Raw genomic sequence first — 16,283 nt, forward strand, 5'->3', positions numbered from 1 at the left:
CATGTCCCGACCGCTCACCCCGCTGGCGCTGACCGTGCTGCGAATGCTGTGCGACAGCCCGATGCACCCGTACGAGATGCAGCAGCGCATCCGCGACCACGCCTACGACCACGCCGTCAAGATCACGCACGGCGCGCTGTACCACTCGGTCGAGCGGCTCGCCGCGTCCGGGCTGATCGAACCGCTGGAGACTAGCCGCGAGGGCCGCCGGCCCGAGCGCACCACCTACGCGGTGACGGCCGCCGGACGCGACGCCGCGCAGATCCGCCTCGCCGAGCTGCTGCGCAACCCGGCCGCCGAGTTCCCGCTGTTCGGCACCGGTCTGGCGTTCCTCAACCTGCTGTCCGAGGACGAGGTCGCCCGGCTCCTGCGCAGCCGCGCGGTCAAGCTGGAGGCGACGCTCGCCGGGCACCAGGCCGCGCACGAGGCGCTCCTCAAGCAGGGCCTCGACCGCTACAAGCTCATCGACCAGGAATGGCTGATCGCGCGCGCCCGCGGCGAGCTGGAATTCGTGCGGGGCCTGGTCGACGACCTCGATTCCGGCGGCCTCACCTGGAAGGACGACGACGTGCAGATCCGCTGCCACCCGCGGCCACGACCGCCACAGCATGACGACGAGGGGACCTCATGAGCAAATGGCGCGGAAATCCCTGGGCGATCCTGCTCACGCTCTCCCTGGGATTCTTCATGACGCTGCTCGACCTGACGATCGTGAACATCGCGATCCCGAGCATGACCGACAAGCTGGACGCCTCGCTGGACCAGGTGCTGTGGGTCGTCAACGCCTACGTCCTGGTGCTGGCCGTGCTGCTCATCACCGCCGGCCGGCTCGGCGACCTGTGGGGCAAGAAGAACCTTTTCATCGCCGGGGTCGCGGTGTTCACGCTGTCCAGCCTGGTGTGCGGGATCGCGCAGGACCCGGCGCAGCTCATCGCCGCCCGCGGCGTGCAGGGCCTCGGCGCGGCGCTGCTGATGCCGCAGACCATGTCGATCATCATCCAGGTGTTCCCGCCGGAGCGGCGCGGCGCCGCCCTCGGCGTGTGGGGCGCGGTCGCCGGGGTGTCCACGATCGCCGGGCCGACGGTCGGCGGGCTGCTCGTCACCAGCCTCGACTGGCGGTGGATCTTCTTCGTGAACCTGCCGATCGGGATCCTGGTGCTGGCCCTCGCCGTGCCGATCCTGCCCGGCCACACCCGCACCGTCCGGCACCGGTTCGACGTCGTCGGCGTGCTGCTGGCGTCCGCCGCCCTGTTCTGCGTGACGTTCGCGCTCACCGAGGGCCAGAAGTTCGAGTGGAACGAGGGCATCTGGGGGCTGATCATCGCGGGTCTCGCGCTGTTCGCCGTCTTCGTCGTCCAGCAGCGCAACCGCCAGGACGGTGAGCCGCTCGTCCCGTTCTCCCTGTTCAAGGACCGCAACTTCACCGTCCTGAACCTCGTCGGCGCGGCCGTCTCGATCGGCATGATCGGCATGTTCCTGCCGATGACGATCTACCTGCAGTCGGTGCTCGGCTACAGCGCCCTCAAGGCCGGCCTCGTCATGGCGCCGACCTCGCTCGTGTCGATGTTCCTCGCGCCCGCCGCGGGCCGGCTGTCCGACCGGATCGGCGGCAAGTTCATCCTGATGGGCGGCCTCACCCTCTACGGGCTCGGCCTGATGTGGATCGTCATCGCCGCCCAGGTCGGGACGGACTGGAAGGCGTTCACCCCCGCGCTCGTCGTCACCGGGATCGGCATCGGCGGCGTGTTCGCGCCGATGGCCACCGAGGCGACCCGGAACGTCCCGCCGCGGCTCGCGGGCGCCGCGTCCGGCGTGAACAACACGATCCGGCAGGTCGGGTCGGTGCTCGGCAGCGCGGCGGTCGGCGCCGTCCTGCAGAACCAGCTCGCGTCCTCGCTGCGGGAGGAGGCCCCGGCCCGCTCCGCGGCGCTTCCGCCGGACGTGCGCCCCGGGTTCGTCAAGGGGTTCGCGAACGCGGCCAAGGGCGGCCTGGAGGTCGGCGCGGGCCAGAGCGGCGCGAAGCAGCAGCTCCCCCCGGGCGTCCCGCCGAGCGTCGCGAACCGCGTCCACGAGCTGGCCGGACAGGTCTTCTCGCACAGCTACGTGCACGCGATGAAGCCGACGATGTGGCTGCCGATCGGCGTCATCCTGCTCGGCGCCGCCGCCTGCGTCACCCTCAAGGGCCACAAGAGCAACGAGGCCCCGGCCCACCTCGACCCGGAACCCGCCCCGATGGCGACCTGACCGCGCTAGTCGCGGGTACGGCCCGCCCTGCCGAGCAGCCATTCGCCCGGCGGGCGGGCCGGTGGGACCAGCATGATCCCGGCCACGGCGGCGAGCATGCCGCCGACGATGAACAGGTACCCGGCCGCGGTGGCCGGGACGACGAGGTCGCCCTCGCTGCGCCGCACCGACATGACGAACACCACGATGCCCCAGACGACCGCGGGGATCGTCGCGCCGAGCCGGCCGCCCATGCCGAGACCGGACAGCCGGGCCATCGCGAAGACCAGCGCGACCAGGACGATCGCCGCGACCGGGACCGGACCGACCGTCCAGTCCTGGACGAACGAACCGACGACGCCGAACACCCCGCCGAACAGGGCGAGGGCCGCGTAGGCGGCACCGGACACGAACGCGTCCAGCGGGCCTTCGCCGTCAGCCCGTTCCAGGGCGGACGCGCCGGCGCCGCCGTCCGCCGGGAGGCCGTCCTTGGCGAGGCTGACCCGCGCCTCGTCGTCGTCCTTGTGCACGGAGGTCAGGGTACCGGCCCTGGGTTCCAGGGCGGGCAGCCGCTGAACTCCGGGCAAGCACTGGACTCCGGGCAAGCACTGGACTCCGGGCAGGCGCTGGATTTCCGGTCGGCAGCCCGGCCCGGTCAGGCGTCCGGCTCGGTCAGGCCCGCGAAAAGGTCGCGCTCGCGGCGGCCGGCGCCGACCGGGCCGAGCTCGCCGGCCTGCAGGACGAAGTACTCGGTGCCGAACGCCTGCTGGCCGAGGTTGTTCGACAGCGCGAAGAACGGGCCGACCTGCTCGGGCGCGACGACGATCTGGGTGCGGTGGGCGCGCAGCGCGGCGAGCTTTGCGGGCAGGTGGGCGCGGGCGTCCACGACCGTCGTGACCTCCCCGTCGGGGACGCCGGAGCCCAGCTCGTCCAGCCCGGCGACGCGCGCGAACGGCAGCTTCGCCTCGCGCATCACCGCGATCGCCCGCGCGAGGACGGTGCGCGGGGTGGCGTAGGCGTAGAACTTGGCGGCCCGCCACGGCTCGGCGCCGTCCTCGAACTCGGGGTCGGCGGCCAGCTCGAACGCCCGCCACGCGACGCCGTGCGCCTGGATGTGGTCGGGATGCCCGTAGTTGCCGCGCTCGTCGTAGGTGACGATCACCTGCGGCCGGATCTCCCGGATCACCGCGACGAGGGCCGCCGCGGCGGTGTCGACGTCCGCCCGCCAGAAGCAGCGCGGATCGTCGTTCGTGGGTGCGCCCATCATGCCGGAGTCGCGCCAGCGGCCCGCCCCGCCGAGGAAGCGGTGGTCGCGCACGCCGAGCGCCTCGCAGGCCGCGGCGAGCTCCCCGATGCGGTACTCGCCGAGGCGGTCCTCCTTGTCGGAGGCCAGGTGGCGCAGGTCCTCGGGGATGACCTCGCCCTCCTCACCCAGGGTGCAGGTGACGAGACAGACATGGGCGCCCTCGGCGGCGTACTTGGCCATGGTCGCCCCGGTCCCGATGGACTCGTCGTCCGGATGGGCGTGGACGAACAGGATCCGCGGCTCCTTCATAGTCACCGAGCCTACTCAGGGCCCGGCATCGCGGCGATGACCGCCCTGCCCCGCACATCCCGGCGGGCGCCCCGGGCCGGGGTCAGCCGCCCCCGCCGCCGCCCGGTGTCGCACCACCGCCGCCGGCTCCGGTACCGCCGTCGCCGCCACCGCCACCGCCTCCGCCGCCGGTCGTCGGCGGCTCCGTCGGCGGCGTGCTCGTGGTCGGCGGCTCCGTCGGCGGCTCGCTGGTGGCCGGCGGCTCCGTCGGCGGCTCGCTGGTGGCCGGCGGCGGCGGAGTGCTCCGGCGCGTCCGGGTGCGGGTCGGCGTCGGCTCGGTGGGCTCCTCGCTCGTCGGGGTCTCCGAGACCGTCCCGGAGTCGGTGACCGCCGGCGTGGTCGGCGGCGTGGACGGGCCGTCCCCGCCGCGGGTGGCCGCGAACACGCCGACGACGAGCGCCAGCACGGCGAGCGCGGCGACCGCGGCGAAGATCGGCCACTTGGACTTGCGCTCGGGCTGCCAGTCGTCGTACCTGGCCCGGCCCGCGCCGGGCGGGGGCCCGCCCGCGGGCGGGATGTTCCCGGTGTAGTCGGCCGGGGCGACGCGGCGCGTCCCGCCGCCGCCGGGCTGGGTCGAGCCCATCATCCCGGCCGCGCCGAACCCGCCCGCGGCGAGCGTGGAGCCCTCGGCCAGCATCGTGTTCGCCTGGGCGGGGTCGTCCATGCGGGTCTGCCCGGCGCCGCCCGGCCCGCTGCCGATCAGCGCCATCATGAGCTGCTGCGCGGTCGGCCGCCGCTCGGGCTCCTTGGCCAGGCAGGCGCCGATCAGCCGGTCCAGGTCGGCGGGCACGCCGTCCAGCATCGGCGGCTCGTGCATCACCCGGTTGATGACCGCCATCACGGTGTCGTCGCCGAACGGCGGGCGCCCGGTCGCCGCGAACACCATCGTCGTCGCCCACGCCCACACGTCCACGGCCTCGGTGAGCGTGGCGCCCGCCACCTGCTCGGGCGCCATGTAGGACGGCGTACCGATCGCCTTGGTCGCGTTCGTCTGCCCGGTGTCGAGGGCCCGCGCGATGCCGAAGTCGATCACCCGCGGGCCGTCCGGCGCCATGATGACGTTGTGCGGCTTGAAGTCGCGGTGCACGATCCCGGCCTGGTGGATCGCCACCAGCGCCGTCGCGGTGCCGATCGCGAGCCGGTCGAGCGCCGCCCCGCCGATCGGGCCGCCCTCGGTGACCTGCTTGTACAGCGACGGGCCCGGCACGTACTCGCTGGCGATGTAGGGCTGGTCGCCCGCGACGTCGGCCTCCAGGACCTGCGCGGTGCAGAACCGCGCGACCTGCTTGGCCGCCTGCGCCTCGCGGACGAACCGGGTGCGCGCCATCGTGTCCCCGGCCAGGTCGGCGCGGAGCAGCTTGATCGCGGCCCGGTTCCCGGAGGCGTCGACGCCCGCGTAGACGACGCCCTGGCCGCCCTCGCCGAGCCGTTCGACGATCTCGTACGAGCCAAGCCGCCGGGGATCTCCCGGCTGCAGCTCCGGCATTGACCACTCCTCAGCCCGCGACGAAAAAAGTGCTTGGGGAAGCCTTGAGCTTACGCGAGCGCGGACCCGGGCACGGGACATTCCCCGTCCACCTCGCGACGACCCGTGATCATAGGGGCCGGGAGGCCGCCGTGCGCAGCGGTTCCGGAGCATCCTGGCAGACTCGGATGTCATGAGCATCAGCTATCCGCGGCAGAGCGCCCGCACCCGACGGTTCAGCCTCGGCGTCCCGCGCGCCTTCCAGATCGCGCCGGACGAGTCGCGCGTCGCGTTCCTGCGCACCAGGGCGGGCGACGATCCGGTGACCTGCCTGTGGACGCTGGACACCGCGACCGGCGAGGAGCGGTGCGTCGCCGACCCGGCCGCGCTGGACGTCCCCGGCGAGGAGAACCTGCCCGCCGAGGAGCGCGCCCGGCGCGAGCGGGCCCGCGAGCAGGCGGGCGGCATCGTCGGCTACGCCACCGACCGGGGCATGAAGCAGGCCGTGTTCACCCTCGCCGGGCGCCTGTACGTCGCCGACCTCGACACCGCGCTGGTCCGCGAGCTGCCCGCGCAGGTGCCCGTGTTCGACCCGCGTCCCGACCCGGCCGGGCGGCGGATCGCCTACGTGTCCGGCCGGACGCTGCGGCTGATCGAGATCGACGGCACCGACGACCGGGCGCTCGTCCAGCCGGAGTCCGACCAGGTCTCCTACGGCCTCGCCGAGTTCGTCGCGGCGGAGGAGATGGACCGGATGCGCGGCCACTGGTGGTCGCCCGACGGCGGGACGCTGCTGGTCGCCCGGGTCGACGAGACGCCGGTGCAGCGCTGGCACATCGCCGACCCCGCGAACCCGGACCGTACCCCGGCCGAGATCGCCTACCCGGCCGCCGGCACGCCGAACGCGCTGGTGTCGCTGGTGCTGCTCAAGATCGACGGCCGGCGCACCACCGTCGCGTGGGACCGCGGCATGTTCCCCTACTTCACGGCGACCGCCTGGGACCGGCACGGCCTGCTGATCGTCGTCCAGCCGCGCGACCAGCGCGCGCAGCGGGTGCTGAGCGTCGACCCGTCCAACGGCGAGACGTCCCTCGCGCACACCGAGCACGACCCGGTGTGGACCGACGTCGTCCCCGGCCTGCCCGCCCGGACGAACTCCGGCGGGCTCGTCTGGACCACCGAGGACCGCGACGCCGACACGCGCCGCATCACCGTCGCGGGCAGGCCCGTCACCCCGCCGGGCCTGCAGATCCGGTCGGTCATCGGCGTGGACGGCGAGTCGTTGCTGTTCACCGCGTCGGAGGAGCCGACGGAGATCCACCTGTACAGCCACGACGCGGGCGAGATCACGCGGCTGACCGAGGGGCAGGGCGTCTTCGGCGGCATCCGCTGCGGCGGCGTCACCGTGGTGACGGGCGCGCGGCTCGATCGTCCCGGCACGGAGATCGAGGTGCGCACGCCGTCCGGGACGCACCCGGTCGCCTCGTTCGCCGAGACCCCGGTGATCACTCCGCGGGTCGAGCTGCTGCGCGCCGGCGACCGCGAAATCCGCACCGCCGTGCTGCTGCCGACCGGCTGGACGCCCGACCAGGGCCGGCTGCCCGTCCTCATGGACCCCTACGGCGGGCCGCACGCCCAGCGCGTCCTCGCCGTCCAGCGGATGTACTGCGAGCCGCAGTGGCTCGCCGACCAGGGCTTCGCCGTCGTGATCGCCGACGGCCGCGGCTCGCCCGCGCGCGGCCCGGCGTGGGAGCGCGCCGTGCACGGCGACTTCGTCGGGCCCGTCCTGGACGACCAGATCACCGCGCTGATCGAGGCCGCGCGCAGGCATCCGGCCGCGCTCGACCTCGACCGCGTCGGCATCCGCGGGTGGTCGTTCGGCGGCTGGCTCGCCGGCCTCGCCGTCCTGCGCCGCCCGGACGTGTTCCACGCGGGCATCGCGGGCGCGCCGGTCACCGACTGGCGGTTGTACGACACCCACTACACCGAGCGCTACCTCGGGCACCCCGACGAGGAGCCGGAGAACTACGCCGCGAACTCGCTGATCGAGATGGCCGGGGAGCTGAAGCGCCCGCTCATGATCATCCACGGGCTCGCTGACGACAACGTGGTCGCCGCCCACACGCTCCGGCTGTCGTCCGCGCTGCTGGCCGCCGGACGCCCGCACACCGTCCTGCCGCTGTCGGGCGTCACCCACATGACCCCGCAGGAGGTCGTCGCGGAGAACCTGCTCCACATCCAGGTCGACTACCTGAAGTCGGCCCTGTCCGCCCACTAGCCCGCCTGTCCAGCCCGCCCTGTCGGCCCTAGCCGCTACGTGAAGTCCGCCTGAACTTGCTTGTCGGGCTGGCCTCCGTGCCAGGACGTCCACAGGGCGGCGTAGGAGCCGTTCTGGGCGATCAGTTCGTCGTGGGTGCCGAGTTCGGTGATGCGGCCGTCCTCCACCACCGCCACGCGGTCGGCGTCGTGCGCGGTGTGGAGGCGGTGGGCGATCGCCACGACGGTCCGGCCGTGCAGGACGGCGGCGAGCGAGCGTTCGAGGCGGCGGGCGGCGCGCGGGTCGAGCAGCGAGGTCGCCTCGTCCAGGACGAGCGTGTGCGGGTCGGCGAGGACGAGCCGGGCCAGCGCGAGCTGCTGCGCCTGGGCGGGCGTCAGCGCCGTGCCGGCGGAGCCGACGACGGCGCCGAGGCCGGGCCCGTCCCAGTCGACGGCCGACAGGACTTGGCGGATCTCGTCGTCGGACGCGTCCGGCCGGGCCATCACGAGGTTCTCGCGGAGCGTGCCGCGGAACACGTGGTGCTCCTGCGTGACCAGGGCGACCTCGCGGCGCAGCCCGTCCAGCGGCAGCTCCACCAGGGGGACGCCGCCGACGGTGACGGCGCCGGAGCGCGGGCCGTCCACACCAGCGAGCAGGCGGCCGAGCGTGGACTTGCCCGCGCCGCTCGGGCCGACCATCGCGAGGCGTTCTCCGGGCCGCAGGGCGAGGTCCACGCCGTGCAGGACGTCCTGGCCCGGCCGGTAGGAGTAGCGGACCCCGTGCGCCGTGAGCCGGTCGCCGGCGGGGCTGGCCTCGCCCGGGGCGCGGTCGGGCGGGACGTTGCCGACGCCGAGCAGGCGGGCCAGCGACGCGCCGCCGAGCTGCAACTCGTCCAGCCAGGAGAGCATGGTGTCCACCGGCTCGATGAGCAGCTGCGCGTACAGGGTCGCGGCGGTCACCTGCCCGAGCGTCGCCATGTCGTGCAGGTAGAGGAGGCCGCCGACGAGCAGGGTCGACACCACGGGCAGCACGAAGCTCAGCTCGGCCACGGGGAACAGGACCATGCGCAGCCGCAGCGTGTAGCGCTCCGCCTTGTAGGAGTTCGCGATGTCGGCGTCGCCGCGCGCGTGCCGGCGTCCGGCGAGGCCGAGCGCCTCGACGGTCCGGGCGCCCTGGACGGTCTCGGTAAGCCCGTCCGCGATCCGCGACCACGCCTCGTTCTCCCGCAGATAGCCGAGGTGGGCGCGGGGCAGGTACCAGCGCATCACCGCCACCAGGAACGGGACGGAGACCAGCGCGGGCAGCGCGACGAGGGGGCCGTTCAGCAGCAGCGCGCCGAACGTGAACCCGCCGACGACGATCGCGACGAGCGTCTCCGGCATGGCGTACCGGACGGACGTGCTCAGCGTGTCCACGTCGCGGGACGCCCGGGTGACCAGGTCGCCGGTGCCCGCCCGCTCGACCGTGGACAGCGGCAGCGCCAGCACCCGGTCGACGAACTCCTCCCGCAGCTCGGCCAGCACCCGCTCGCCCAGCTTCGCGGACGCGAGGTAGGCGTACCGGATCAGCAAGCCCTGCGTGATCACGAACCCGGCGATGGCGAGGCCGGTCGCGTCGATGGAGGCCCGGCCGTCGCGGACGTCCTCGACGAGGGCGCCGAGCAGCCGGGGCGTCACCAGGCCCGCCGCGGCGGCCATCGCGTGCAGGACCAGCACCCCGGCGAGGGCCCTGGGATGCCGTAGGACGAGGCGCCGCGCGTACGCCCGCACCTGGACGGGTGTCGCGACCGGCAGCATCTCGGCGCTCACGTTCCTGCCCTTTCCGCGGTCTCGCCCCGGGTGACGGTCGCCGCGTAGCGCGGCTCGATCTCCAGGAGGTCGTGGTGCGTTCCCTCTGCGACGACCAGCCCGTCCTGGACGAACGCGACGTGGTCAGCACGGTCCAGCATCAGCGGGCTTGTCGTGCAAACCACGGTTGTGCGGCCCGCGCGCGCTTGGCCGAGCCTGCTGGCGATGCGTGCCTCTGTGTGCGCGTCCACCGCGCTGGTCGGCTCGACCAGGACGAGGACGTCGGGTTCGGCGGCGAGCGCCCGCGCAAGGCGGAGGCGCTGTCGCTGGCCGCCGGAGAACTCCCGTCCTGCCTCGGCTACATGCGCGTCCAGGCCGACCGAGGCGACGACGTCCTCGGCGCTGGCAGCGTAGATCGCTGCCTTCAACGTGGCCTCGTCGCCGTCCGGGGCCAGGGACTCGTGCAACGTCCCCGAGAAGAGGCGGTCCTCGTTGACGGCGACCAGGATCCGTTTCCGGACGTCCGCGACCGCGTGCAGCGGCACGCCGCCGAAGTCGACGGCGCCGTCCGCGTACCGGCCGAGCCGGTCGGCGATCGCCTGCGCGTCGCGCGGGTCGGCCGCCGCGATAGCGGTCACCCGCCCGGGCCGCACGACCAGTCCGGACGCGATGTCGACCAGCTCGGCGCCCGCCGCCGGACGGGCCGTCCCGGCGTCCGGCAGCTCGGGGTCGATCGCCAGCAGCGCGGTCACCCGGCCGGCCGCGACGAGGCCCTTGGTGATCTTGCTGGCGGCCTCGCCGAGCGTCTTCAGCGGGACGATCAGGAACACCGCGTAGCCGTAGAACGCGACCAGCTCGCCGACCCCGATCGCGCCCCGCGCGGCGAACCGCGCGCCGGCCCAGGTCACCAGCGCGACCAGCAGCCCGGGCAGCAGCACCTCGGCGCCGTTCATCCGGGTCTCGGCCCGCGCGACCGCCGTTCCGGCCGCGCGCACCCGCTGCGACTCGGCGCGGTAGCGGCCGGAGAACAGCGCCTCGCCGCCGATGCCGCGCAGCACCCGCAGGCCCGCGACCAGGTCGGTGGCGTGCGTGCTCAGCTCGCCGACCAGCTCGCGGTGCGCCAGCTCCCGGTCGCGGTAGGGGCGCAGCAGCGGCGCCGCGATCGCCAGGATCAGCGGGACGCCCACCAGCACGATCAGGCCGAGCGGCGGCGAGGTGCTCAGCAGGATCCCGGCCACGACGACGATCGCGACCACGGCGCCCGACCCGCGGGAGAGGATGTCGAGGGCGTCGCCGATGTGCGACACGTCGGACAGGCCGATGCTCACCACCTCGCCCGCGCTCAGCCGCTTCGGCAGCGTCCCGCCGAGCCGGGTCGCCTGCCGGGTGACGATCTGGGCCGTCCGGTAGGCCGCCGAGAGCCAGTTGAACACGGCGAACCGGTGCCGGAGGGCGCCGGTGACCGCCTGCGCGGCGCCGAGGCCGAGCAGCACGCCGGACCAAGCCAGCAGGGCGCGCTCGTCCCGCGCCGCGAGGCCGTCGCCGATGGCGCGGCCGATCGCGGCGGGCATGAGGGCCTGGCTGAGCATCCAGACCACGCCGAGGAGCGCGCCGGCCGTGACGCTGCGCCACTGGACGCGCAGCAGCCACACCAGGTAGCGCGCGGAGGATCCGCCGTCGGCGCCGGAGGCGCTCCGGGGGGCGCGGGGGTTCCTCCCCCCGCGGACAGCATGGTCGGGCCTGCCAGGATCTTTCTCCGGCAACGGCTTCACGGCACGAAGGTTATGCAGCGGAACGTCCGAAGTTCGACTGGTTTTTCACCTGGCCCGATGCGTTTCGGACGGACCGGAAAACATGATCAGGACGCATGCCAGGGGTGCACCGGGACGCGCGAACACGCTAAGGTCTGGGACGTACGGAGCGACGCTTCCTCCGCTCCTTGAGCCGGGACCCTGGCGGCTAGGCCAATGCCGCTGCCCCGGCGCGGCCCGTCACGCCGTCCCGTACCAGCGGAACCAGCGGGGCGTCTTCGGTCGTTGCCAGTGCCGTCAGCCCGACTTCCCGGAAGCCTCTGTGAGCACGATCAGCCATCAGACGTACCCCTTCACGCCGGGGGCCGAGGACAGGATCGACCTGCTCCTCATCGACGCCGACCCCTCCGACGTCCTCATGGTCGAGACGATGCTGGCCGAAAGCGGCATGGACGTCAGCATCTCCACCGTCGCCGACCTCACCGCCGCCCGGCGCTCGCTGACGCGCCGCACCCAGTGCATCCTCGTGGACCTGTCCACGAGCGGCATCGACCGGCTGGACGGGCTGCGGCAGGTGCTGGCCCTGTCCGAGACCGCCGCCGTCGTCGTCCTGACCGGTCTGGACGACGCGCACCTCGGCGTCCAGGCGGTCGCCGCCGGCGCCGAGGACTACCTCGTCAAGCAGGAGGTCGACGCACCGCTGCTGGCCCGCGCGGTGCGCTACGCGATCGAGCGCAAGCGCTCGGAGGAGACCGAGCGGCGGCTCGTCGAGGCCCGCATCCTCGGCCGGGAGAACGCCCGGCTGGAGCGCGGGCTGCTGCCCGTCCCGCTGATCGACGACCCGTCGCTGCGGCACCACACCCGCTACCGGCCCGGCCGGCGGCGCGCGCTGCTCGGCGGCGACTTCTACGACACGGTGCAGACCGAGGGCGGCGCCGTCCACCTGATGATCGGGGACGTGTGCGGGCACGGCCCGGACGAGGCGGCCCTCGGCGTCCAGCTCCGGATGGCCTGGCGCACGCTCGTGCTCGCCGGGCACACCGGCGAGCAGCTCCTCGGCACCCTCGACACCGTCCTCGGGCACGAGCGGCGCAGCGAGGAGATCTTCACCACGCTCTGCATGATCACGATCGCGCCGTCCCGGCGGACCGCCCGGATGCACCTCGCCGGGCACCCCGCGCCGCTGCTGTTCCGCGGCCACCTCGGGGAGGACGGCGAGGTCGCGGCGCTGCCCGAGTACGCGCACGGCCCCGCGCTCGGCCTGCTGCCGGGCGCCGAGTGGCCGACGACCGAGATCGACCTCGGCGAGTCCTGGGGCCTGATGCTCTACACCGACGGCCTGATCGAGGGAAAGGTCGGCACGGGCTCGGACCGGCTCGGCACCGACGGGCTCGTCGACCTGGCCCGCGCGGCGCGCGGCAGGGTCGGCCGGGAGCCGACGCGCGGCCGTGACGGCACCGCCGGACGCGGCCTCGTCGACGACCTCGTGGCCGAAGTGGAGCGCCTCAACGGGGACGCCCTGACCGACGACCTGGCCGTCCTGCTGCTGTCCCGGCAGGCCGGAGCGCCCTCCGCGGGGCACTGACCACAAGCCCCTGACCTCCGTCAATGTCTTCTGGATCACTTGATCGCGGAGTTCCCGAACCCGCTGTGAGGTCACTCACCGGGCAGGACGTCACGGAACGGCCACAACGCCCGCGCAGCATGGGTTCATAGCCTGCGGCTATCGCCACGAGTGCGCTGATGACTTGGAACTATTCTTCGATCCGGACATAACGTGCAGGTCGTGGCTATAGCGATACCTGCGATCTACCGATCGACCGTCGGCAAGAAGGCCGTCATGGCGGTGACCGGCGGCATCCTCGTGCTCTTCCTGATCACGCACATGCTCGGGAACCTGAAGATCTTTCTCGGCGCGGAGGACTTCAACCACTACGCGCACTGGCTGCGCACGATCGGTGAGCCCGCGGTACCGCACCGGACCGTCCTGACGCTCCTGGAGGTCGTGCTCGCCGTCTCGATCGTCCTGCACATGTGGTCGGCGGTGTCGCTCGCCAAGCGCGCCGCCCACGCGCGCCCCGTGAAGTACCAGTCGAAGAAGAAGTCGCACGCGCAGGGCTACGCCGTCCGCACGATGCGGTACGGCGGGATCATCATCGCGCTCTACGTCATCTGGCACCTGCTCGACCTCACGTTCTTCGTCGTGAACCCCAAGGGCTCCGACGCGACCCCGTACGAGCGGCTCGTCGCCGACTTCGACCCGTCCCGCTGGTACATCACCGTCTGGTACGTCGCCGCGGTCCTGCTCGTCGGCCTGCACCTCAACCACGGCATCTGGAGCGCGTTCCAGACGCTCGGGCTGCGCAGCCCGCGCAGCCACAACGCACTGCGGGGCCTCGCCGCGACCGTCGCCGCGGTGGTCACGCTGGGCTTCGTCGCCGTCCCCGTCTCCATCACGCTCGGATGGGTGAGCTGACCATGACCGACAGCTTCTACAAGTCCGGCGAGCCGATCGCCGACGCCAAGGCCCCGAAGGGCGCCATCGAAGAGCGCTGGACGACGCGCAAGTTCGAGGCCAAGCAGGTCAACCCGGCCAACAAGCGCAAGAAGAAGATCATCATCATCGGGACGGGCCTCGCCGGCGGCTCCGCCGGCGCGACCCTCGGCGAGGCGGGCTACCACGTCCAGCAGTTCTGCTTCCAGGACTCGCCCCGCCGCGCCCACTCGATCGCCGCGCAGGGCGGCATCAACGCCGCGAAGAACTACCGCAACGACGGCGACAGCGTGTACCGGCTGTTCTACGAGACGGTGAAGGGCGGCGACTTCCGCTCCCGCGAGTCGAACGTGTACCGGCTCGCCGACATCTCCCGGAACATCATCGACCAGTGCGTCGCGCAGGGCGTCCCGTTCGCCCGCGAGTACGGCGGCCTGCTCGACAACCGCTCGTTCGGCGGGACGCAGGTCTCCCGCACCTTCTACGCCCGCGGGCAGACGGGCCAGCAGCTGCTGCTCGGCGCCTACCAGGCGCTGATGCGGCAGGTCGAGGCCGGAAACGTCGAGCTGTACCCGCGGCACGAGATGCTCGACCTGATCATCGAGGACGGGCGGGCGCGCGGCGTCGTCGTCCGCGACCTGATCAACGGCGAGATCAAGCACTACACGGCGGACGCGGTCGTGCTGGCGTCCGGCGGCTACGGCAACGTGTACTTCCTGTCCACGAACGCGATGGGCTCGAACGTCACCGCCTCCTGGCGCGCGCACCGGCACGGCGCCCTGTTCGCCAACCCGTGCTACACGCAGATCCACCCCACGTGCATCCCCGTCAGCGGCGACCACCAGTCCAAGCTGACGCTCATGTCGGAGTCGCTGCGCAACGACGGCCGCGTGTGGGTGCCGAAGAAGGGCGGCGACACGCGCAGGCCGTCCGACATCCCCGAGGACGAGCGCGACTACTACCTGGAGCGCATCTACCCGTCCTTCGGCAACCTCGTCCCGCGCGACATCGCGTCCCGCGCGGCGAAGAACGTCTGCGACGAGGGACGCGGCGTCGGCCCCGGCGGCCTCGGCGTCTACCTCGACTTCGCGGACGCGATCGGGCGGCTCGGCCGGGACAAGGTCGAGGCCAAGTACGGCAACCTCTTCCAGATGTACGAGCGCATCACCGGCGAGAACCCGTACGAGACGCCGATGCGCATCTACCCCGCCGTCCACTACACGATGGGCGGCCTGTGGGTGGACTACGACCTGGAGTCCACCATCCCCGGCCTGTTCGTGATCGGCGAGGCGAACTTCTCCGACCACGGCGCGAACCGGCTCGGCGCGTCCGCGCTGATGCAGGGCCTGGCCGACGGCTACTTCGTCCTGCCGAACACCATCGGCGACTACATCGCCCGCAACCCGTTCGAACCGGTCTCCGAGTCGGCGATCGGCGAGGCCGAGGAGCGGGTCCGGTCCCGGATCGAGCGGCTCCTGTCGATCGACGGGGACCGCTCCGTCGACTCCTTCCACCGCGAGCTCGGCCACATCATGTGGGAGTACTGCGGCATGGAGCGCACCGAGCAGGGGCTGCGCAAGGCCCTCGGCCTCATCCCGGCGCTGCGCGAGGAGTTCTGGACGCGCGTCAAGGTCACGGGCAAGGGCGAGGAGCTGAACCAGCAGCTGGAGAAGGCCGGCCGCGTCGCCGACTTCTTCGAGCTGGCCGAGCTGATGGTGATCGACGCGCTGCACCGCACCGAGTCCTGCGGCGGCCACTTCCGGGCCGAGAGCCAGGACGAGGACGGCGAGGCCAAGCGCGACGACGACAACTTCAGCCATGTCGCCGCATGGGAATGGGCCGGGGAAGGCGAGCAGCCCGTCCTCCACAAGGAGGCCCTCAACTTCGAGTACGTCAAGCCCACGCAGAGGTCGTACAAGTAATCATGAAGCTCACACTTCGCGTCTGGCGCCAGAACGGCCCCGAGGACAAGGGCCGGATGGTCGAGTACAAGCTCGACGACGTCTCCCCCGACGCCTCGTTCCTGGAGATGCTGGACGTCCTCAACGAGAAGCTCATCGCGTCCGGCGAGGAGCCGGTCGCGTTCGACCACGACTGCCGCGAGGGCATCTGCGGCATGTGCTCGCTGGTCATCAACGGCACCCCGCACGGCCCGGAGCGCGCCACCACCACGTGCCAGCTCCACATGCGCAAGTTCGCGGACGGCGAGGTCATCGACGTCGAGCCGTGGCGCGCCAAGGCGTTCCCGGTCGTCAAGGACCTGGTCGTCGACCGGTCGGCGTTCGACCGGGTCATCCAGTCCGGCGGGTACATCACCGCCCCGACCGGCACCGCGCCCGAGGCGCACTCGACGCCCGTGCCGAAGCCGGACGCCGACCGCGCGTTCGAGGCCGCGGAGTGCATCGGCTGCGGCGCCTGCGTCGCGGCCTGCCCGAACGGCTCGGCCGCCCTGTTCCTCGGCGCCAAGGTCACCCACCTCGGCCTGATGCCGCAGGGCCAGCCGGAACGCTGGGACCGCGTCGTCTCCATGCTGGAGACCCACGACGAGGAGGGCTTCGGCGGCTGCACCAACACCGGCGAGTGCACCGTCGCCTGCCCGAAGGAGATCCCGCTCGACGTCATCGGCCGCCTCAACGGCGACTACCTGAAGGCGACCGCGGGCGGCAGGAAGCGCTGACGGTCCCACGATCTCGGCCCCGCCCGGAGTACCGG

Annotated in this window: 12 protein-coding genes; 7 read left to right on the forward strand and 5 right to left on the reverse strand. The window is 72.7% G+C overall.

Annotated features, from left to right (window positions below; translation table 11 throughout):
- Nucleotide 1 precedes the first annotated feature (1 nt).
- Both SM418_RS02100 and SM418_RS02105 read left to right on the forward strand, forming a co-directional pair.
- Nucleotides 2–631, forward strand: a complete 630-nt coding sequence (locus tag SM418_RS02100; protein ID WP_371938600.1) for a PadR family transcriptional regulator — start codon at nucleotides 2–4, stop codon at nucleotides 629–631.
- Complete coding sequence (locus SM418_RS02105) at nucleotides 628–2,244, forward strand: DHA2 family efflux MFS transporter permease subunit (protein WP_371938599.1); 1,617 nt, start codon at nucleotides 628–630, stop codon at nucleotides 2,242–2,244. Before SM418_RS02100 ends, SM418_RS02105 begins: the two co-directional genes overlap by 4 nt.
- Nucleotides 2,245–2,249: 5 nt before the next feature.
- Here SM418_RS02105 and SM418_RS02110 read toward each other — a convergent pair whose 3' ends face one another.
- The 3 genes from SM418_RS02110 to SM418_RS02120 form a co-directional block, all read right to left on the reverse strand.
- Nucleotides 2,250–2,753, reverse strand: coding sequence for a DUF6113 family protein (locus tag SM418_RS02110; RefSeq protein WP_371938598.1), 504 nt, complete (start codon nucleotides 2,751–2,753; stop codon nucleotides 2,250–2,252).
- A gap of 125 nt (nucleotides 2,754–2,878) precedes the next feature.
- Entirely contained in the window at nucleotides 2,879–3,778 is a 900-nt protein-coding gene (mshB, locus tag SM418_RS02115; protein ID WP_371938597.1) for an N-acetyl-1-D-myo-inositol-2-amino-2-deoxy-alpha-D-glucopyranoside deacetylase, read from the reverse strand.
- An 82-nt stretch (nucleotides 3,779–3,860) separates the two neighbouring features.
- Nucleotides 3,861–5,303, reverse strand: coding sequence for a serine/threonine-protein kinase (locus SM418_RS02120; protein WP_371938596.1), 1,443 nt, complete (start codon nucleotides 5,301–5,303; stop codon nucleotides 3,861–3,863).
- A 172-nt stretch (nucleotides 5,304–5,475) separates the two neighbouring features.
- On the opposite strand from SM418_RS02120, the gene SM418_RS02125 reads away from it, so the two are divergent.
- Nucleotides 5,476–7,560 carry a S9 family peptidase gene (locus tag SM418_RS02125; RefSeq protein ID WP_371938595.1) on the forward strand — a complete coding sequence of 695 codons (2,085 nt, stop codon included), beginning with the start codon at nucleotides 5,476–5,478 and terminating at the stop codon, nucleotides 7,558–7,560.
- A gap of 35 nt (nucleotides 7,561–7,595) precedes the next feature.
- Here the strand turns inward: SM418_RS02125 and SM418_RS02130 are convergent, their stop codons facing one another.
- Nucleotides 7,596–9,347 (reverse strand): ABC transporter ATP-binding protein, encoded by a 1,752-nt coding sequence (locus tag SM418_RS02130; RefSeq protein WP_371938594.1) that lies wholly within the window; start codon nucleotides 9,345–9,347, stop codon nucleotides 7,596–7,598.
- Nucleotides 9,344–11,098: an ABC transporter transmembrane domain-containing protein gene (locus SM418_RS02135; RefSeq protein ID WP_371938593.1), complete on the reverse strand. Its 1,755-nt coding sequence runs from the start codon at nucleotides 11,096–11,098 to the stop codon at nucleotides 9,344–9,346. Before SM418_RS02135 ends, SM418_RS02130 begins: the two co-directional genes overlap by 4 nt.
- A 301-nt stretch (nucleotides 11,099–11,399) precedes the next feature.
- Here SM418_RS02135 and SM418_RS02140 point away from each other — a divergent pair, with 301 nt between their 5' ends.
- From SM418_RS02140 to SM418_RS02155, 4 genes are all read left to right on the forward strand, one after another.
- Nucleotides 11,400–12,662 carry a PP2C family protein-serine/threonine phosphatase gene (locus tag SM418_RS02140; protein WP_371938592.1) on the forward strand — a complete coding sequence of 421 codons (1,263 nt, stop codon included), beginning with the start codon at nucleotides 11,400–11,402 and terminating at the stop codon, nucleotides 12,660–12,662.
- Between the two features lie 201 nt (nucleotides 12,663–12,863).
- Nucleotides 12,864–13,553: a succinate dehydrogenase cytochrome b subunit gene (locus SM418_RS02145; RefSeq protein ID WP_371938591.1), complete on the forward strand. Its 690-nt coding sequence runs from the start codon at nucleotides 12,864–12,866 to the stop codon at nucleotides 13,551–13,553.
- A gap of 2 nt (nucleotides 13,554–13,555) precedes the next feature.
- Nucleotides 13,556–15,493 carry a fumarate reductase/succinate dehydrogenase flavoprotein subunit gene (locus SM418_RS02150; protein ID WP_371939006.1) on the forward strand — a complete coding sequence of 646 codons (1,938 nt, stop codon included), beginning with the start codon at nucleotides 13,556–13,558 and terminating at the stop codon, nucleotides 15,491–15,493.
- Nucleotides 15,494–15,495: 2 nt separating this feature from the next.
- Nucleotides 15,496–16,248 carry a succinate dehydrogenase/fumarate reductase iron-sulfur subunit gene (locus SM418_RS02155; RefSeq protein WP_371938590.1) on the forward strand — a complete coding sequence of 251 codons (753 nt, stop codon included), beginning with the start codon at nucleotides 15,496–15,498 and terminating at the stop codon, nucleotides 16,246–16,248.
- Nucleotides 16,249–16,283 lie beyond the last annotated feature (35 nt).

This window comes from Actinomadura chokoriensis, assembly GCF_041463665.1.
Lineage (GTDB): Bacteria > Actinomycetota > Actinomycetes > Streptosporangiales > Streptosporangiaceae > Spirillospora > Spirillospora chokoriensis_A.